Annotated in this window: 18 protein-coding genes and 1 tRNA gene; 14 read left to right on the top strand and 5 right to left on the bottom strand. The window is 43.4% G+C overall.

Annotation, left to right across the window (positions count from 1 at the left end; genetic code table 11):
- Window positions 1-32: 32 nt before the first annotated feature.
- The 6 genes from MKX59_RS18895 (at window position 33) to nspC (ending at window position 7,256) form a co-directional block, all read left to right on the top strand.
- The gene (locus tag MKX59_RS18895; protein ID WP_340858707.1) at window positions 33-1,340 is read left to right on the top strand and encodes a PQQ-binding-like beta-propeller repeat protein; all 1,308 of its coding nucleotides are present in this window, start codon (window positions 33-35) and stop codon (window positions 1,338-1,340) included.
- A gap of 155 nt (window positions 1,341-1,495) precedes the next feature.
- Window positions 1,496-2,119 (top strand): SMI1/KNR4 family protein, encoded by a 624-nt coding sequence (locus tag MKX59_RS18890; protein ID WP_053325132.1) that lies wholly within the window; start codon window positions 1,496-1,498, stop codon window positions 2,117-2,119.
- Between the two features lie 180 nt (window positions 2,120-2,299).
- The gene (gene htpG, locus MKX59_RS18885) at window positions 2,300-4,180 is read left to right on the top strand and encodes a molecular chaperone HtpG (RefSeq protein WP_340858706.1); all 1,881 of its coding nucleotides are present in this window, start codon (window positions 2,300-2,302) and stop codon (window positions 4,178-4,180) included.
- A 152-nt stretch (window positions 4,181-4,332) separates the two neighbouring features.
- Window positions 4,333-4,593, top strand: coding sequence for a bacteriocin immunity protein (locus tag MKX59_RS18880; RefSeq protein WP_023987968.1), 261 nt, complete (start codon window positions 4,333-4,335; stop codon window positions 4,591-4,593).
- A gap of 315 nt (window positions 4,594-4,908) precedes the next feature.
- Complete coding sequence (locus MKX59_RS18875; RefSeq protein ID WP_013309649.1) at window positions 4,909-6,108, top strand: saccharopine dehydrogenase family protein; 1,200 nt, start codon at window positions 4,909-4,911, stop codon at window positions 6,106-6,108.
- An 8-nt stretch (window positions 6,109-6,116) separates the two neighbouring features.
- Window positions 6,117-7,256, top strand: coding sequence for a carboxynorspermidine decarboxylase (nspC, locus tag MKX59_RS18870; protein WP_028542859.1), 1,140 nt, complete (start codon window positions 6,117-6,119; stop codon window positions 7,254-7,256).
- Window positions 7,257-7,474: 218 nt separating this feature from the next.
- Here nspC and MKX59_RS18865 read toward each other — a convergent pair whose 3' ends face one another.
- On the bottom strand, window positions 7,475-7,972 hold the full coding sequence (locus tag MKX59_RS18865) for a hypothetical protein (protein WP_023987970.1): 498 nt from the start codon (window positions 7,970-7,972) through the stop codon (window positions 7,475-7,477).
- Between the two features lie 311 nt (window positions 7,973-8,283).
- On the opposite strand from MKX59_RS18865, the gene MKX59_RS18860 reads away from it, so the two are divergent.
- Both MKX59_RS18860 and MKX59_RS18855 read left to right on the top strand, forming a co-directional pair.
- A complete protein-coding gene (locus MKX59_RS18860; protein WP_028542858.1) occupies window positions 8,284-8,799 on the top strand; it encodes a hypothetical protein in 516 nt (171 codons plus the stop codon).
- Window positions 8,800-8,869: 70 nt separating this feature from the next.
- Complete coding sequence (locus MKX59_RS18855) at window positions 8,870-9,388, top strand: GNAT family N-acetyltransferase (protein ID WP_028542857.1); 519 nt, start codon at window positions 8,870-8,872, stop codon at window positions 9,386-9,388.
- 14 nt (window positions 9,389-9,402) lie between these two features.
- Here the strand turns inward: MKX59_RS18855 and MKX59_RS18850 are convergent, their stop codons facing one another.
- Window positions 9,403-9,843, bottom strand: coding sequence for an N-acetyltransferase (locus MKX59_RS18850; protein ID WP_028542856.1), 441 nt, complete (start codon window positions 9,841-9,843; stop codon window positions 9,403-9,405).
- Between the two features lie 378 nt (window positions 9,844-10,221).
- Between MKX59_RS18850 and MKX59_RS18845 the strand changes: the two genes are divergently transcribed.
- A tRNA-Leu gene (locus tag MKX59_RS18845) sits at window positions 10,222-10,305 on the top strand.
- A 93-nt stretch (window positions 10,306-10,398) separates the two neighbouring features.
- Here MKX59_RS18845 and MKX59_RS18840 read toward each other — a convergent pair.
- The gene (locus tag MKX59_RS18840; protein ID WP_028542855.1) at window positions 10,399-10,929 is read right to left on the bottom strand and encodes an NAD(P)H-dependent oxidoreductase; all 531 of its coding nucleotides are present in this window, start codon (window positions 10,927-10,929) and stop codon (window positions 10,399-10,401) included.
- Between the two features lie 197 nt (window positions 10,930-11,126).
- Here MKX59_RS18840 and MKX59_RS18835 point away from each other — a divergent pair, with 197 nt between their 5' ends.
- The gene (locus MKX59_RS18835; RefSeq protein ID WP_023987974.1) at window positions 11,127-11,483 is read left to right on the top strand and encodes a winged helix-turn-helix transcriptional regulator; all 357 of its coding nucleotides are present in this window, start codon (window positions 11,127-11,129) and stop codon (window positions 11,481-11,483) included.
- Window positions 11,484-11,651: 168 nt separating this feature from the next.
- Entirely contained in the window at window positions 11,652-12,815 is a 1,164-nt protein-coding gene (fabV, locus tag MKX59_RS18830; protein WP_160789611.1) for an enoyl-ACP reductase FabV, read from the top strand.
- Between the two features lie 130 nt (window positions 12,816-12,945).
- On the opposite strand, the gene MKX59_RS18825 is transcribed toward fabV, so the two are convergent.
- Window positions 12,946-13,149: a hypothetical protein gene (locus MKX59_RS18825; protein ID WP_069079879.1), complete on the bottom strand. Its 204-nt coding sequence runs from the start codon at window positions 13,147-13,149 to the stop codon at window positions 12,946-12,948.
- A gap of 168 nt (window positions 13,150-13,317) precedes the next feature.
- Here MKX59_RS18825 and MKX59_RS18820 point away from each other — a divergent pair, with 168 nt between their 5' ends.
- The 3 genes from MKX59_RS18820 to MKX59_RS18810 all read left to right on the top strand — a co-directional run bounded on the left by MKX59_RS18820 (window position 13,318) and on the right by MKX59_RS18810 (window position 18,096).
- Complete coding sequence (locus tag MKX59_RS18820) at window positions 13,318-14,469, top strand: sn-glycerol-1-phosphate dehydrogenase (RefSeq protein WP_340858705.1); 1,152 nt, start codon at window positions 13,318-13,320, stop codon at window positions 14,467-14,469.
- Window positions 14,470-14,666: 197 nt separating this feature from the next.
- Complete coding sequence (locus MKX59_RS18815; protein ID WP_340859005.1) at window positions 14,667-15,797, top strand: GntR family transcriptional regulator; 1,131 nt, start codon at window positions 14,667-14,669, stop codon at window positions 15,795-15,797.
- A 601-nt stretch (window positions 15,798-16,398) separates the two neighbouring features.
- A complete protein-coding gene (locus tag MKX59_RS18810) occupies window positions 16,399-18,096 on the top strand; it encodes a ribulokinase (RefSeq protein WP_340858704.1) in 1,698 nt (565 codons plus the stop codon).
- 206 nt (window positions 18,097-18,302) lie between these two features.
- On the opposite strand, the gene MKX59_RS18805 is transcribed toward MKX59_RS18810, so the two are convergent.
- Window positions 18,303-18,887: a helix-turn-helix domain-containing protein gene (locus MKX59_RS18805; RefSeq protein ID WP_007429779.1), complete on the bottom strand. Its 585-nt coding sequence runs from the start codon at window positions 18,885-18,887 to the stop codon at window positions 18,303-18,305.
- Window positions 18,888-19,133: the final 246 nt, after the last annotated feature.

Raw genomic sequence — 19,133 nt, 5'->3', positions numbered from 1 at the left:
CAGGGCATACATACACTGGATGGGGGAAGCAAATGAGTAATCATGAAATGGCAGCAAAGTGGCGACAGGAAGGAAAAAGGTATGCCGCAGATGTGAATGAATTTATCAGAGTCGGCATGGAAAGTGAATGGCAGCAGGAGCAATCAGAGCCAAAGCAGGACGAACGCCCCAAGATGGCTAAAGATATTTTTCGTATGATTCAGGAGGCAAATCAGGCTGGTGAAATGGAGCAGTTACGTCGAGAAATTCCAGCCGCGTCTTGGCCGCTTACACCAGCATTCGAGGAGGCTTTGCAAGCCGTTAGGCCGATAGCTTTTGTGAATGGAGGCAATGAAATCATTGTACATGCGGGCAATCCTCGGGAACGTGGGACGATCTATGTGACGGGAAAAGATGGAATCTTGCAAATCCCCGGACTGCATCGAGTAGGCTGTTCGCCGGACGGGACTTATTTTGCGTTGGTGGATGGACAGGGGATTCGTATTGTTCGTCAACCGGACCGAAATCTGCAAGGAGAAGAGACAGCACATTTTCAGTGGAAGGATATACAAGGACGCTTAAAAGCATCCATTCCTGATCTGGAGTGCTTGGGAGATGAGGAGCATCTTGAGGATATATTAGATGAAGTGATTCCGTTTGGCGATGGACAGCGACTTCTGCTGGTTTGTGGTTACGGCGTTTATTTGCTGGCTGGTGATCAGGTGGATTTGATCCATCCTAAGGCGTCTGAACGAAGAGAACTAGAGCTGGAAGATACGATTGTGGATATGGCTCATGGAGCTGTGTCGAGGGATGGACGCTGGATCGCTTACGGCAGCCAGATGAGTGAGCATATGCTTATGGATCTGTCCGATAAGACGGTGCATACATTGGAGCCAAGTTCTAGTTATCCGCATTATGCTCTATTTTCCAAAGATGATCTGGACGTCTGGTACAATGCCTGTCATTTCTACAACGGTGCCACCATTCAAGTGTCGATTGCTGAGGTGGAGCAGGGTCTTGCTCAGAATAAGGAAGAATGGTCGATAATGAATGAAGAAATGCGAGTATACGCTGCAACAGCGCTGACACAAGGATCTATTTTGGGTGATGCCTACGGTTATCTCCGTTTGATTGACAGGGAGGGTCGTGAACTTTGGCGCTATTTTGTCGGCAGTACGATATCCGGGCTGGCAGTTACACCTGATGAAGGTATGTTGGCGGTTGGAACGTATGGCGGTATGCTTCATTTGATTGATTTGCAGAGCGGCACGAAGGATGAATATAGCATTGGCACCGCGCGAATTCACGAGACAGCGCGTTGGGTGATCTGGCGGAACTATGAGCCATTGCGCTGGTAATACTAATATTCCGCAAATGGTGATAAAAGCAAGTTCTGATAAGCTGAACTTAAAAAGTGTAGTAGCACATGATTACAATGCTATTTTCAGATAGAGGGCATTTGGCATTAACCCATGATGCAAAATGTGAATAGAAAGGAAAGAGGTGTGAGGACATGGACAAGAAAGCGGATATTCGTACATCCATGAAGGAACTATTTGCTCAGATGGATGAAGCCTTTTTTATGGATGTGGAAGAAAATGTACCGATTGAAATGCGTGATGGGAATGTCGACGAGGAGGGATGGATCAAGTGGAAGCCTCTCCCTTCGCAGATTACTGAACAGGAAGTTCGGGAGATGGAGGAAAAATACCATTTTGAGCTACCGCCCCTGCTGAGGAGTTTTATCATGTCCTACCATTATGTATCTTTACAATTCGATAATGAATCCATTCCGGGAGTATACTGGAGCGATTGTACGTTTGTTGAGTTTCCACGTCTGCCTGTAGGTCAGGGCTTAAAGGCATTTTATGATTTGCTCGATCAATGGTCACCTCTGCTATCAGCAGGCTACATTCCTTTTGCAATAGCAGAGGACGACCAGGGTCCCGTTTGTTTAAATGCAGGCAGCAGACATAAGGACGGCGATTATCCTATTGTTTGGTTCTTTCATGAAGACCTACAGCATTTGAATGAGGATGAGCTGCGGATCAGGAGTAATCTGCTTCCCCATGTACAGGGGCTGTTTCCATCTTCTGTCGAAATGTTTAACGTGATGTTTAAGCACATTAGACACTAGCGATTTCCTAAAATGTAATTTTACTGCTCAGCCAACCGAGATATTGACATAAAAAATGAGGAATGTTATAAAAAAGGTAGGCTAGCACTCGAATGATGGGAGTGCTAACAAAGTTGAATCGTTTGCATAGCTCATATCTGCTGGCCTTACATAGGTTCATATCTGAAAGGAGATATCCGAATGGAGAAAAAACAGTTTCAGGCTGAGTCCAAGCGTCTGCTAGAAATGATGATTAACTCGATTTACACGCAAAAGGAAATTTTCCTAAGAGAGCTGATCTCCAATGCAAGTGATGCGATTGACAAAATTTATTACAAAGCATTGACGGATGATCAACTGGTCTTTGACAAAGAAAATTATTATATCAAAGTAACTGCCGATAAGGATAACAGAACGCTAACCCTGCGTGATACCGGGATTGGTATGACCAAGGAAGAACTAGAAAATAACCTGGGTGTTATTGCTAAGAGCGGCTCGCTGGCATTCAAAAATGAAAATGAATCCAAGGATGGTCATGACATCATCGGTCAATTCGGCGTCGGCTTCTATTCAGCTTTTATGGTAGCCGATGTGGTTACAGTGACTACCAAGGCTTTGGGAAGTGATACTGCTTATATATGGGAATCCACAGGTGCAGACGGGTATACCATTGAAGAAGCTGAGAAGGACGAGGTTGGAACCGAGATTGTTCTAAAAATCAAGGCAAACACCGAAGATGAGTCCTACGACGAATATTTGGACGAGTATCGTTTAAAAGCACTGATTAAAAAATACTCCGACTTTATCCGCTATCCGATTAAAATGGATATTACAGGCAAGCGTCTGAAAGAGGGAAGCGACAACGAATTCGAGGATTACGAAGAAGAACAGCGTATCAACAGCATGGTTCCTATCTGGAGAAAAAACAAAAGCGAGCTGACCGACGAGGATTATCAAAATTTCTATGCGGAAAAACGCTATGGCTACGACAAGCCGCTCCAGCATATCCACGTCAGCGCGGACGGCGCGGTAGTGTACCAAGCTATTCTGTTTATTCCTGAAAATATCCCGTTTGATTTCTACTCCAAGGAATATGAAAAAGGGCTGGAGTTGTATGCCAACGGTGTGCTGATTATGGAAAAATCTCCTGACCTGCTGCCGGATTATTTTAGCTTTGTCAAAGGTATGGTTGACTCCGAAAGCCTGTCACTCAACATTTCCAGAGAAATGCTGCAGCATGACCGTCAGCTGAAGCTGATTGCCAAAAATATCGAAAGCAAAATCAAAGGCCAATTGCTGACCTTGCTCAAAAATGACCGGGAGAAGTATGATCAATTCTACAAATCATTTGGCAGACAATTGAAATTTGGTGTTTACAACGATTACGGCAGACATAAAGAAACTCTCCAGGATCTGCTCATGTTCTACTCTTCTACAGAGAAAAAGCAGGTTACTTTGGACGAATACGTATCACGTATGCCAGAGGATCAGAAGTATATTTATTATGCTTCCGGCGAGTCCAACGAGCGTATTGAAAAACTGCCGCAAACCGAAATGGTGGCCGATAAAGGCTACGAAATTCTGTACTTCACCGATGATATTGATGAGTTCGCTATTAAAATGCTCTTAAGCTACAAAGAGAAAGAATTCAAATCTGTATCGAGCGGCGATCTGGGCATTGAGCCTGACGAAAACGAGAAAGAAACAGAGGCAGAACAAAACGACAACAAAGAGCTGTTCGAGTACATGAAGGGCTTGCTGGAAGGCAAGGTATCCAGTGTTAAAGCCTCCAAGCGCTTGAAGACACATCCGGTATGTCTGTCCGCAGACGGCGAAGTGACGATTGAGATGGAGAAAATCTTGAACGCTATGCCTAATAACGCCGATGTCAAAGCGAATAAAGTGCTGGAAATCAACATAAACCATGCGGTGTTCAACTCTTTGAAAGAAGCTTTTGCCGCGGATAAGGAGAAAGTAAACCTCTATACGGCATTACTGTATAATCAGGCTTTGCTGATCGAAGGCTTGCCGCTGCAAGATCCGGTTGAATTCACGAATGATATTTGCAAAATCATGGTTTAAAAAGCTTTACTGTATAGAGCCGTTCCCATACTGGGGGCGGCTTTATTTATCATAAACGCTTCTTAAAGCTCCATAATAGGTCATATAGCGCTTACAGAAAAAGGATGGGCCACACAATGCCGATCATACTCAATACAAAGGAGGGCGATTACATGAGTCTGGATCGAGCCAGCGAGGAACTCCAAAATTTAAACCGAAGTGAGCTTATACAGTTGGTGGAAAAAATCATCAGAGATGAGGGAACAGAAGAGGAAATCGACAGCATGCTGACCATAGTGATGCAAAATACGCCCCATCCGGGGATCAGTAATTTGATCTACTGGGATGATCGTGATTTGAGTGCGGCAGAGATCGTAGATGAGGCATTACGCTATCAGCCCATAATTTTACCCCCACATGAATCTTCTTCATAGGATGCGGAGGGGTGGTCTTTTGTTTAGAAATAAGATAATATTAACTCTTTAGGGCTATGAGCATTATATTCAAAAAAACTTCCGTTAAATGCGTGCTGACTTCCCTGGTATGTATGGGGTAATGTTTGTTTTCTGCACACTTTACGAAGTTTTTATGCCTAATTTTGGGATTTGTAAAGTTTTTGTGACATGCTCCTGTGAATTTTGATACAGCAAATTGTCGTTTTTCTTGATTATTTGGTGGGATGTCTTTATAATCATTTTGTTTGCAAGAATGATTAGCGATTAGCGTATGGAATAAGGAGGTTATTTATTTTGGGAAAAGCATTGATTATTGGCGCCGGTGGCGTGGCCAGCGTTGTGGTGCATAAATGTTGCCAAAACCCAGATGTATTTGAAGAAATTTGTATCGCAAGCAGAACTGTTGAGAAATGCGATGCGCTTAAAGAGAAGCTGGGTGGAGGTCGTACGAAGATACAAACGGCTCAGCTTGATGCTGACAACACCGACATGGTCATTGACTTGATTCGAAGCTTTCAACCGGATGTAGTTATCAATGTGGCTCTCCCTTATCAGGATTTGACGATAATGGATGCTTGCCTTGAGACAGGTGTTCATTACGTTGATACGGCGAACTATGAACCGCCGGATACGCCGAAGTTTGAATACAGCTGGCAATGGGCCTACAAAGAAAGATTCGAAAAAGCAGGAATTACAGCTCTGCTGGGCAGCGGTTTTGATCCAGGCGTAACTGGAGTATTTACGGCTTATGCTCAAAAGCACTACTTTGATGAAATTCATACGATTGATATTGTGGATGCGAATGCAGGGGACCACGGATATCCTTTTGCAACTAATTTTAATCCGGAAATCAATATTCGTGAAATTACGGCGAAGGGCCGTTACTTTGAAAACGGAGAATGGATTGAAACTGAGCCACTTTCTGAGAAAAAGGTATACGACCTTCCTGAAATTGGACCGAAAAATATATATCTTTTGTACCATGAAGAACTGGAATCTCTTGCAGTGAATATTAAAGGCGTGAAAAAAATCCGCTTCTGGATGACGTTCTCGGACAATTATCTGAATCATTTGAATGTACTTCAAAACGTAGGCATGACTTCGATCGAGCCTATTGATTACGAAGGACAACAAATCATTCCACTGCAATTCCTGAAAGCTATTTTGCCAGACCCGGCTTCTCTGGGACCAAGAACAAAAGGCAAAACGAACATTGGTTGCATCATCCAAGGTGTGAAAGATGGAAAACCAAAAACGTATTATGTTTACAATGTTTGTGATCATGAGGAATGTTATGCAGAGGTTGGCTCTCAAGCCATTTCTTACACAACTGGTGTTCCTGCCATGATCGGCGCAATGCTTATTATCAAAGGTATCTGGAAAAAACCAGGCGTTTACAACGTTGAGGAATTTGATCCAGATCCATTTATGGAAGCACTAAATAAACACGGATTGCCATGGCAAGAGAACTTTACGCCAACGTTGCTTGATTGAGGTCTGTGATGAATATTGATATTACAGGACTTCCATCACCTTGTTATCTTGTTGACGAAAGACTTCTTGTCAAAAACCTTGAGGTTTTAAATTCCGTCCAAGAGCGGACAGGCTGTAGCATTTTGCTCGCTCTTAAGGGATTTTCGATGTTTTCGACCTTTCCTCTGGTTGGCAAATACTTAAAAGGCGTAACCTCCAGTTCGTTGTTCGAGGCACGACTTGGTCGCGAAAAAATGGACAAGGAGGTTCACGTATACGCACCTGCTTATGTTGACAGTGAATTTGATGAGCTATTGAAGTATGTTGACCATATTGTTTTCAACTCCTTTGATCAACTGAAACGCTACAAAAGCAGAGTGCAAGGCGTAACTTCCAAAAAAATCGACATCGGCATTCGGGTTAATCCGGAATATTCGGAAATCGAAACGCCGCTGTATGATCCTTGCTACAACAACTCCAGAATGGGTGTGACCCTGGCTAACTTTAGACCTGAGGATCTGGATGGCGTGGATGGTATTCATTTTCATACGATGTGTGAACAGAATTCAGATACGCTGGAGCGCACCATTAAAGTCGTGGATGAGAAATTCGGGCCATACATTAAGAATATGAAATGGCTCAATTTCGGCGGCGGTCACCATATTACCAGAGAAGACTATGATCTGGACACGCTGGTACGCTGTATTCAATATTTTCAGGATAAATATGGTGTGCAGGTTTATCTGGAGCCAGGCGAAGCTATTGCTTTGAATACCGGATATCTGGTGGCTACCGTATTGGATACGATGAAAAACGGAATGGATATTGCCATTCTGGATACTTCGGCTGAATGTCATATGCCTGATGTGCTGGCTATGCCATATCGTCCGAATATCATTGATGCAGGCAAGCCTGGTGAGTATGCTTACACCTACAGACTTGGTGGACTTACGTGCTTGGCTGGAGATGTGATTGGAGACTATTCCTTTAAAGAGCCATTGAAGCCGGGAGACAAGCTTGTATTCTGCGACATGGCCCATTACACGATGGTCAAAAACCACATGTTCAACGGAGTCAACCTGCCAGCCATCGCCAGCTACAACGACGAAGAAGGCATTAAGGTAATCCGTCAGTTCTCCTACGAGGACTTTAGCTCGCGTTTGTCGTAAGACAAGGGTAATGTGAAATAACAGAGTGTACCAATTGCATGATCTTAAAAAAGAGCCTAGCCCCTTAAAAAAGAGCCTAGCCCCTTAAAAAAGGGGCTAGGCTCTTGGTGTAGTTAGAGTTTTTTGATTTTTGTACGCGCCTTTTGTATGTATCCAACACAACAGCAGGCAGTAAATAATAATTTAACTATTTGGAAAGTTACATAAATTTATTTAGGCTACCTTATAACTTCAGTAGAGATTTTATAGTCGAATACCTTTCCTCCAGGTTGAAGTCCTGGTACATCGACAGCTAGGTAGTATTCCTTACCTTTTTCAAGATCAGCATTTAAAGAATATTGGGCGTTTTTTGAACGTTTAATTCGTTTACCATTACTATCGTAAAGAGTTAGTTCCATCCAAGAATCAGGGTATTGGTCGCCTTCAATTATAAACTGAACTTCGTTCGATCTAAAAACCTTAATTTTAAATACATCGTAGGCTTCCCAGCCTCCTTGAACCTCTTTACCAAGGGTACCGATGACAGCATCACCTATAAAAAAATAGTTAGCTTGTTCAAAACTATCATTTGGCTCCTGTTCATTATATTCAAGTACAGAGGTTAGAGTTGATTCCTTTGCTACTGGTACAGAATTTGCTTCTTCGGCTAAAGCGACACTGGCAGAAGTACTTAACATAAGTGTCAGGCCTAATGAAGTTAACAACATTTTTTTCATTGATAAACTTCCTTCCTTTTTTGTGATTTATATTCATTTATATGAATATATTAGTAATTACGCTCGAGTTTATTGTATATCATTAACCAGGGAATTGGAATAATAAAAAGGGATATTTATCAATAAAATAAATATAATAGAACATTTTGTTACGGAATTGCATTTCGCTTGTTTACAGGTTTTTTCTAGGGCTTCTGTTTAAAGGTTAGGTTTCTTGGAGGAAAATATATATGGTATACTCATTGGATTAAGAACAAACTTCGACATGAGTTGGATAATAAATTGTAACGATAGGCAGAGGTGAATTGTACATGTTCGACCCTACGGTTTTTGATAATTTAAAAGTGGCTATGGAAAATACGGTTTACGATCTGGATAATTTGGATTCACGTATTGACATTACACAGCGGATCGACAGATTGGAAATGTCCGTGATGTCACGTGAATTTGCTGTCCAATTCAGACTGAGAGAACACCCGAGTGTGACAGCAGAGATTCAACTAAAGGCGGATTTAAACAACTTGGCTGCGGAAATTTTGGAAATCAAAGATCAAGTTCCGGGATGTGTCTTGTTGCTGAGTTTTTACATGGAAATTCGTGAGATTGAGTCACAATGCAGCCGGATTGAAAATATACTGGCCGAAATTTGGAAGCCCGATCTTAGACCGGTACAAACCCTTAGTCAGATTTACGGAGAGAAGACGTCTATATACCAAAACAGGATTGAACTCCGATTTTCCAGACAAATTAACGAAGATCAGATGGAAGACATTCCAGAGCTGTTGGAACACATATTGCTGACGCTTATGGAATTAAACAAGGTCTAAAGGGTTAGGGACCTAATGTAAATGACATTAGTAGACCAACAAGTTAACGTTAGAGGAGTTGAAAGTATAAATGAATGAACTAGAATTCTCTCAAGTATATGCGATTATGGAGGCTTCTTTTCCTGAAACGGAATGCAGAACATCCGAGTCACAAAGGGCTCTGCTTCATCATCCATGTTATCGTTTACTTACCAAAAAGGACGAACAAGGGCAAATAATTGCTTTTTTGGCGGGATGGGAGTTTACAGATTTTCGGTTTGTAGAGCATATTGCCGTAGATTCGGCTATACGAGGTGGCGGGTTAGGTAAAGAGCTTATGAGCAAGTTTATTTCACAGTCCGGTAAACCGGTAGTACTGGAGGTTGAGCCACCAGTGGATGAATGGACTCAGAGAAGAATTGGTTTTTATGAACGTTTGGGGTTTCATCTGAACCATTTTGACTATGTACAGCCCCCTTTAAGAGAAGGACAGGCTGATCTGCGGCTTCAAATTATGAGCTATCCAGGTGCGCTGGCTGAACAGGATTTTGCTCCGTTTAAAGAGATTTTATATACCGAGGTCTATAGGTTAAATAAGAAGACTATATAGTTAAAGATGCTTCATTATCGTTCATGTTTTGTCCATGCCATCACAAATTCTTTCTCGTCAGTTTCGGCATCAACAGATTCCGCTTGAATGGTAAATCCATTTTTGGTATAGAAGTTAAATGCTTTCGTGTTCGACTGGTATACTTTTAATTGAATCTCATCATGTTGCTTCTTGATCCAATCTAGTAGTAACTTGCCATAGCCTTTTCTTTGAGAATCAACACGTATAAACAGAGCCGCCAAGTATCCATCCAACATGGAGACGAAGCCGCCAATGCTATGATCATCTTGTATGATAACGTAGTTTTGAGCGAGAGGAAGATACCTGTTTTCCATCTCGGTAACTTGTGATGCCCAATACTGCGGAGCAATAAAATGATGGGCTTCTATGGAAGCATCTAGCCAGATGGCTGCCAACTCGTTGAGCTCTTCCACATTTGCGGGTCTAATCGACATCGTATCTCCTCTTTTCACAGTGCAGTATGTAATCTTATAGATGATGTTGAAATAAAAAAGACCGTCCGAGGACGGTCTTTCTACCCGTGACGCTTAATTAAAGCTTTGATCCGTATCCCGCGCCTCCGTCAACTCTGTAAATTAGAGAATAACGGACCGGGTAAGGGATACGCTCAACATGTGATTATTGATGTTGACGCACCTCCTTTCCTGATGGACCCATTTTACCATATATGGATTGTGATATCCAGTGATTTTCTTATATTTGCGGAAATGATTCATAGAAAATACAAAATAAAAATGGCTTGATTTTATGTTCTATGGAAGATATAATCTTAATTACGGTGACTGAAAAACATCGGTGTGAGTACATAATATGCGGTCGTGGCGGAATTGGCAGACGCGCACGGTTCAGGTCCGTGTGGGCTAACCCCCGTGGAGGTTCGAGTCCTCTCGACCGCATCATAGCCTAACATTTACAGGTTCTTGGATTGGCTGGATGCCACCAAGAGCCTGTTTTTATATGGTTAAGATGCGTGTACCATTATAACTATTTTATTTATACTGAAATATATATTTAATATAGTCCTTTGCACTCTGATTAATGTCTTCGTCGCTTGCTTGAAATGAGGCTCCGAAGACAGCGAAATAGGGTAATGTTATCGCGCCAACATGCACTGCGCTTGCTTTAAAAGGTGCTATAACTTCATCTACAGTAAAAGAAACGGAACCAGTAGGTGAGTAATTTTCTTTTTTATCGCCGATGGACATGGCTATCCCTAGCTTCTTTCCTTTTAGCTTATCACCTTGTGAACCATAAGCCCATCCATGAGTAAAAACATCATCCAACCACTTTTTTAATAAAGGTGGGTAACTATACCAATATAAAGGGAATTGAAATATAATATTACTATGTGCTTCAAGTAGCTGTTGTTCTTTCAAAACATCAATGCTCCAGTTTGGATACTCTTTATAAATTTCGTGGATTGTAATTTCATTGGTATATTGAAGTATTTCTCGTTTCCATCTGTTATTTACTCTAGAATCTTCGATATGGGGATGAGCTAAAATCACAAGAGTTTTCATCATAAATCACCTTTCTTACGTAACATATTTGCCTTTGTAGATGCTCTATTATTATTCTGTATGCTTCAAAAAAAGTAAATACACACAATAAAGTAAGATAGTTACTTGAAAGTGTGCATTGGACTTAGAATGAAGATACGCAATTATAAAATTAATTAGATAAACTTTGTTATTTTTAGCGTTGAAGAGGTGGTACTATGAAACAATATAATTTAGGCATAGAAGCAACACTTGAGATCATCGGAGGTAAATGGAAATCATTAATCATTTGTTTATTAATGTCTGGTAGAAAAAGGACAAGTGAATTACAGCGTAGTATTCCGGGCATTTCTCAAAAGGTTCTTATACAGCAACTTCGCGAACTTGAAAAGGATGGTATCATAGGTAGACATGTGTATAATCAAATGCCTCCAAAAGTGGAGTATTATATAACGGAATATGGAATTACAGCAAATGAAATTATTGACTTAATGTGTTCTTGGGGAAGGGCTAATATCCAAATAAGACAACAGCAAGGAGAAGATGTGATGTTGTTAGAAAATGATTCAAAATGAATAGTGGAGTAAAAAAGCGTTGCAGACTATGATGTTTACGGTAGTTTTCTTCGGCTGTCTTCAAGTGTTATGTTATGTGTTGAGCCGCAAGCTGATTTGCTATATAGTTATGACTGGACAACCATTACATCCATATTAAATGAATGCTAAAGTAGGGGGACCCTTGCAATGATTATTAAACCGAAAATCCGTGGTTTTATATGTACGACTGCACATCCTGCAGGATGCGCGGCTCATGTTAACCGTCAGATCAACTACATCAAAGACAGCACATCAATACAAGGAGCTAAAAAGGTGCTTGTGATCGGAGCATCTACTGGATACGGGCTGGCTTCTCGTATTGCTGCGAGCTTCGGTCTGGGAGCGGACACCATAGGGGTATCCTATGAACGTCCCGCATCAGAGGGGCGCACGGCTTCAGCAGGCTGGTATAATACGGTAGCCTTTGAAAGAGCGGCCAGAGCAGCTGGCTACATAGCGGAAAGCATTAATGGAGATGCTTTTTCTCATGAAATTAAGCAGGAGACGTTGAAGCTGGTAAAGGAAAAGCTGGGCAAGGTAGACCTGATTGTATATAGTGTCGCTTCACCGCGACGGACACATCCCGATACGGGTGAGACCTTTAATTCCGTTCTCAAGCCTATCGGACAGTCTTTTTCTAATAAAACAGTGAATACGAATACAGGTGTCGTATCACAAATTACGCTAGAACCGGCTACGCAGGAGGAAATTGAGAACACCATTACGGTAATGGGTGGCGAAGATTGGTCCTTGTGGCTGAAAGCGTTGGAAGAAGCTGATCTGCTGGCTGAAGGGGTAACCACACTGGCTTACTCGTATATTGGTCCCGAAATTACGGAGGCTATCTATCGTAAAGGAACCATTGGCCAAGCTAAAAATGATTTGGAAGCTACAGCACATACTTTAACAAAGCAACTGGAGCGTTATCATGGAAAAGCTTACGTTTCTGTGAATAAAGCTTTGGTTACACAATCCAGTTCGGCTATTCCAGTCGTACCTTTGTATATTTCTTTGCTGTTTAAGGTCATGAAGGAAAAGGGACTGCACGAGGGATGTATTGAGCAGGCACAACGTCTGTTCGAGACGCTATACAGTGGGTCCACTGTGGAAACGGATGAAGAAGGACGCATTCGGCTGGATAACTGGGAAATGAGAGACGATGTGCAGCAGGCTGTCAAAGCAGCTTGGTCCGAAATCACTACAGAAAACGTATCTGAATTGGGTGATCTCGAACAATACCGTCTGGATTTCCTCCAATTATTTGGATTCGGGTTTGATGAAATTGATTATGAATTAGACGTTAATCCATAGGTTGATACACTTTCATAAGTGATATTTGTAAAACAAAAACGGGTACTCTCAAGCGATGCAATTGCTTAAGAGTGCCCGTTTTTTATGTATATTGGCAAAAAACAAGTTGCACTCGTTTCACTAACAGCATTTATCGAGAATTAGACGTGGAAAGCGACTTACGGTGCAGCAAGCGAAAAACGGCAATGGTAATGATAATCCCCGCTACGCCAAAGACTGCAACAGAAGTCAGAGCTCGATAGGCTTGCCAGCCGAACAAAAATGCAATACCACTGCCAAACGTTGTACCTGCCAGTAAACCAAGTGCGCAGGCAATATCCGTTCCAAATTTCATAAACATGTTCCTTTCGAATATATAAATTAAAAAGTAACTTGTACTTTTTCGCTGGACTTGGACACACACTTGTGCGTACAATTAAATAGTAATCGTTTTCAAACGGAATCTCTTAATCATTATGGATCATTCTTGTGCAAATTATTCCTTTTTCAGGAGGCTGATGAAATGAATATGAATGAACAGATCAAGCTGTGGAACGAAGAGGCGCAGGCTAGTAACGCTGACCATCCTCACCGAAAGGTTGAATTGTGTATCGAGGTACGAGATGGAGCACTGGAGTCTGTTGTTCCTTATTTGAACCAACTGGATTATCGTCATGTAACTCTGGTAGAAGATGAGCATACTTCGGCGGCGGCAGGAAAAAAAGTGGCTGAGCTGATCCGTGAGGCAGGTTTGACAGTTGATGTAGTTCGCTTACCTCAGAATGCTGTAGGGGATGTCATTGCTGATGAAACCTATATTATGAAAGTGCTGCTGGGTGTGGTGGATAAGAGTCAGGCTGTACTTGCTGTAGGCTCCGGCACAATTCATGATCTGGTTCGCTTCGTATGTTATAAAATGAATCGTCCGTTCTTGTCAGTACCGACGGCTGCTTCGGTGGATGGTTTTACCTCCGCAGGCGCACCACTAATTGTGGACGGCAGCAAGCAGACATTCCAAGCAGTTCCGCCAGAGGCGATCTTTGCTGATTTGTCCGTGCTGGCAAATGCGCCACAGACGATGACTGCGGCCGGTTTTGGCGATATGCTCGGTAAGTTCACCTCACTAGCGGACTGGCATGTTTCCAGAGATTTGGGAAACGAGCCGTATTCACCTGTGGCTAATCGCATTACTGAGGAGGCTCTGCGTGACTGTGTAGAGCATGTCGACGAGATTGCGGCAGGTAGCAAGGCTGGGGTCGAGGTATTGATGAATGCGCTGATTGCATCCGGTATTTCGATGCTGATGATAGATCATTCCCGTCCAGCGTCAGGGGGAGAGCACCATATTTCCCACCGAATTGAAATGGATTTTATCGCAGAGGGACGCAAGCAAGTTTTGCATGGTGCCAAAGTGGGCGTAGCATCCGCATTGCTGTCTGACCTGTACAGGGATTTAGCAGCCAGTCAGGATGTAGAGGCATTTAAGGTGTATCGGGAATTGCCTACGTCGGAGCAGATGCGCGCATGGCTGGCTCAGGTCGGAGGCCCATCTACCATTGCCGAGCTCGGGGTTACGGAGGAACAGCTCGCTCGTGCATTGCGCACGGCTCATACCTTGCGTGATCGCTATACTGGACTTAAGTATATGAATGAACATCAATTGCTTCGTTCGTAATGTGCAACATCTACACAAATTGTCCTTAGATATTCGGCCAGTTATGTGTGGCAAGGAAGGGATAAGTGAATGGGTTTACACCTCCGGCAGCAATACGACGATATCCTGCTCCTGTAACATTTGTATGTACAAATGAACGGTATGCTATAATCGTGGAATATGAACAGGTACACGATATTGCAAGTACGGAGGAAATTATGGCGCCCAAATATATACAAGTTAAACAGGAAATTTTGTCCTGGATTCATTCATCTAAACTGGAACCACAAAGCCAGCTTCCATCTGAGCATGAAATGTCTGAGCAATTTGCCGTTAGTCGGCAAACGGTGCGTCAGGCGCTGGGTGAGCTGGTGCAGGAAGGCTGGCTGTTTCGGATGCAGGGCAAGGGAACCTTTGTCGCGACACGGGACAGCAAGCAGCCCGAAGATCCAAAGACGATTGGAGTCGTTACAACCTATATATCGGATTATATTTTCCCATCCATTGTACAGGGAATTGAATCCAAATTGAGTCGCCAGGGATACAAGATGCTGCTGTCAAGCACAGGTAATGACCCTGAGCAAGAAAGTCAGTGCCTAGAAATGCTGTTAAGTCAACCGCTGAGCGGAATTATTATTGAACCGACCAAAAGTGGAGAGCGTAACCCCAATCTGAACTATTATTTAACCGTGGAAAATCGCCAAATTCCTTATTTGATGATCAATGCGCGTTATGAGGAAATGGATGCGCCATGTCTGCGGGTAGATGATGAAAAGGGTGGTTTTTTGGCGGCCGAGCATCTGATTAAGCTGGGACATCGACGCTTGGCTGGGTTTTTCAAAACCGATGATATGCAGGGGATTCTTCGTATGAAGGGATTTGTGGCCGCTCACCGCAAATATGGAGTGACATTACACCCGAACGCAGTAACGACTTACCGGACAGAAGAAAAAAATGAGATTCCGCTACAACGTGCGTCGAGGCTGCTGGCGATGGAGGCGGGAGAGCGTCCTACTGGATGGGTGACCTATAATGATGAGTTGGCTGTTCGACTCCTGGATATTGTACGTTCGGCGGGCCTGAACATTCCCAATGATCTATCGCTGGTTGGGTTTGATGATTCATTTTTGGCGACAGCAACGGAAATCAAGCTAACGACAATTCGACATCCAAAGGAAGAATTGGGGTTACGTGCTGCCGATACCATGCTGTCGATGATTGAAGAGAAGGGGTACCATGAAGAAGATCGTCAGTTAATTCTACCGCCTGAGCTCATCGTTCGTGAATCTACGGGGCCTGTTCAGGTAATGCCTGGAGAAAACAAAACTAGGCAGGGAGATCAGTCTTAACATGTAAGGACAAGTTAGTAAGTGTACAGCTTCAACGCTTAATATTTGATGGGCATGTTTTTCGCCATACCGAACAGTCTGTTTTCTGGATTGCAGAAATAGACTGTTTTTGCTATGTTTTTTCTGAAAATGAGTACATAAATCTATCGAGAAAATACATAAAAAAGACTAGCTAAGTTGTACGTACAAGCATATAATGAAAGCGGAACCAAGGATAAAGGGTCGTTAAGACCTTCCTGTAATTTTCCATTTGAAGTTAGTTTCAGTCACCTCCTCCATTGCAGATTTCAGAAATGATAGTAAAAGGTGTGTCTTATACATATTAGAACAATTGAAAAAGGAAGTATGGGAGGCCAATTTGGCTCTTCCAAGGCGTGGCCTATGAAGAACTGAAAGCGGAGCAACTGATTGTGCTGAATCTACAAGGCGTTTATTTGCGTTCGCTCTTCGTCAGATACGCATACACATCTGGCATTGTACTGTTCTTTCGTTCGGAATCCAGAATTCACCTCAATGGATCTGGCACTGCTGGGTAAGCATTTTCTGCGCAAGCATGGGGCGAACGCTTATGATGGTCAACGATAAAGGAGGAGGCACACAAATGAGCAAGTATACAATTGGTGTCGATTATGGAACGGAGTCTGGCCGTGCGGTCATTGTTGACCTGTCTGACGGAGCTGAAATTGCTACACATGTAACACTTTACCGTCATGGAGTTATTGATGAAGTATTGCCTGGTAGCGGACGCAAGTTGGATATGGATTGGGCGCTGGAACATCCGGCTGATTATATTGAAGTCCTGACTACTTCCGTACCTGCTGTTATGAAGGAGACAGGGATTTCTCCAGACGATATCATCGGGATCGGAATCGATTTCACAGCATGTACGATGCTGCCGATTGACGCGCAGGGACAACCGTTGTGCTTTGACGAGAACCTGAAAGATGACCCGCATAGTTGGGTGAAACTGTGGAAGCACCATGCAGCACAGGAGGAAGCGGACCGTTTAAATGACATTGCCTCGCAGCGCGGAGAGGCGTTTCAGCCCCGCTATGGAGGGAAAATTTCTTCCGAATGGATGATCGCAAAAATTTGGCAAATTCTGAACGAGGCACCGGACATTTATAATCAAACAGACCGCTTTGTAGAAGCGACCGACTGGGTAATTTCCCAGCTCAGCGGGGAACTGAAACGTAATCAGTGTACAGCTGGCTACAAGTCTATTTACCATCATCGCGATGGTTATCCGGATCGTGAATTTTTCAAAGCGCTCGATCCGCGTCTAGAAAATTTGACGGATACGAAGCTGCGCGGTGAGATTTATGAATTGGGTGCCCGTGCGGGTGGATTAACAGAGGATATGGCTGCAAAACTCGGACTGAACCCGGGAACGGCAGTAGCGGTAGGCAATGTGGATGCTCATGCGGCTGTTCCGGCAGTAGGCGTCGTCACACCAGGCAAGCTGGTGATGGCGATGGGAACTTCCATTTGCCATATGCTCCTCGGTGAGGAAGAAAAAGAAGTAGAAGGTATGTGTGGCGTTGTAGAGAACGGAATTATTCCGGGCTATTACGGGTATGAGGCTGGACAATCGGCGGTAGGAGACATTTTCGCATGGTTTGTGGAACATGCTGTTCCGGGCGAAGTGAAGGAGCAGGCAGCTGCGGAAGGTGTGAACGTCCATGTATGGCTGGAGCGTAAAGCGGCTGAATATAAACCGGGTGAAACCGGATTGCTGGCACTCGACTGGTGGAACGGTAACCGTTCTCTGTTGGTTGACACCAACCTGACGGGGCTGATTGTCGGATATACGTTGCTGACGAAGCCAGAGGAAGTGTATCGTACATTGCTGGAAGCAACTGCGTTCGGAACACGTAAAATTATCGATGCATTCCATCATAACGGCGTGCCAGTAGACGTATTGTATGCGTGCGGTGGATTGCCGCAGAAAAATCGTCTTTTGATGCAAATTTATGCTGACGTAACCGGACGGGAAATTAAGGTCGCTGCTTCTACCCAAACTCCTGCGTTGGGTGCAGCCATGTTCGCAGCAGTGGCTGCGGGAGCTGAAGCTGGAGGGTACGACGATATCGTCGTAGCAGCGCGTCATATGGCGCGTGTACGGGACGAGAGCTTCAAGCCGATCCCTGAGAACGCGGCCGTGTATGATAAGCTGTACGAGGAATACAGCCGTCTTCACGACTACTTTGGACGTGGAGGCAATCCGATGATGAAAAAGCTAAAGTCCATCAAGGAAGAAGCCAAACGTTCAACTGAAACGGCAAGCATTCATTCTTAAAAAGCTGACAAAATATAAGCAAGAAGTATTTAAAGGTCTGTTATCTAAAAAGCACAGTGCGCCGAGGAATCGGCAGACTGTGCTTTTTTGCATTTTTATATTCTGTGAATTACATGATGTGAAAGTCTCAGCGGATGAAAGATGGTAATGCGTTCCTTTCAAAGACTTTCATGAAAATTACAACCATTTCTCTTTTACGGACATTTTTACTTTTTCAGCATGGCATCAGCAAACAAAATGGATTTTGGAATACGGAAAAACTGTTCCGCCTGATCCTGGAAGGTTTGCGAAGGAACGGTACCCTGATGCAACCATTTCCGAAATGTACCGGGGTGAACACCAATCCAATGACTCACATCGGTCACCGAAATATCATGTACCATGCATAGACCCGCCAAGATCCGATTTTTAACCGGAGAACGAGTCACAGTCCGTTTCATAAAACGGGACGGCGCTGGTTGACAGATGAGTGGTGAACGCCGGACAACCTCTTCATTAAATAGAATATGGTGCGGATAACCAAGTGTATTACACGTCTTTTCCAGATTAGTGTTGCCGGGAATGCGACCTTCATATACCCACGCACTGACACTACGGGAGGAAATGGAAAGCTCCTCGGCAAGTTGGGACAGTTTAATGTCATTAGCCATCAAAACGGCAAGCAAAACGCGATTGCGCACTTGACAGCGTGTTGGTTTACGAAAACGTTTGACACGCACACCTTTTCCCAAATATTTGCGATTGATCAGAGACCACGCCTGAATGGAATGTTTATCTTGTTGTTTAGGCATATACCCTCCGATTTTTTTTAACCACATACTACTATACCCGAAGGGGGGTTTGCAAGTGACTCCTCTCCTGATTTTCTTTTAATCCCATGGGCTTAACCGGTTTATGGAAAATAAGGTCCATTTGGCCTATAAAAATGGAAGTTTAAGGTGTCGATATATTAAAATGTGACATTATTAATGGGAATGGAGGTAATATGTTCTTCTCTTACGATTGTAAGGATGTACAGAGAGAAAAGTGGGTCTTTG

Source organism: Paenibacillus sp. FSL R7-0340 (genome assembly GCF_038002205.1).
Taxonomy (GTDB): Bacteria; Bacillota; Bacilli; order Paenibacillales; family Paenibacillaceae; genus Paenibacillus; species Paenibacillus polymyxa_B.
Note: the sequence above shows the minus strand (reverse complement) of the source record. Positions and strands in the feature narration are given on the sequence as shown.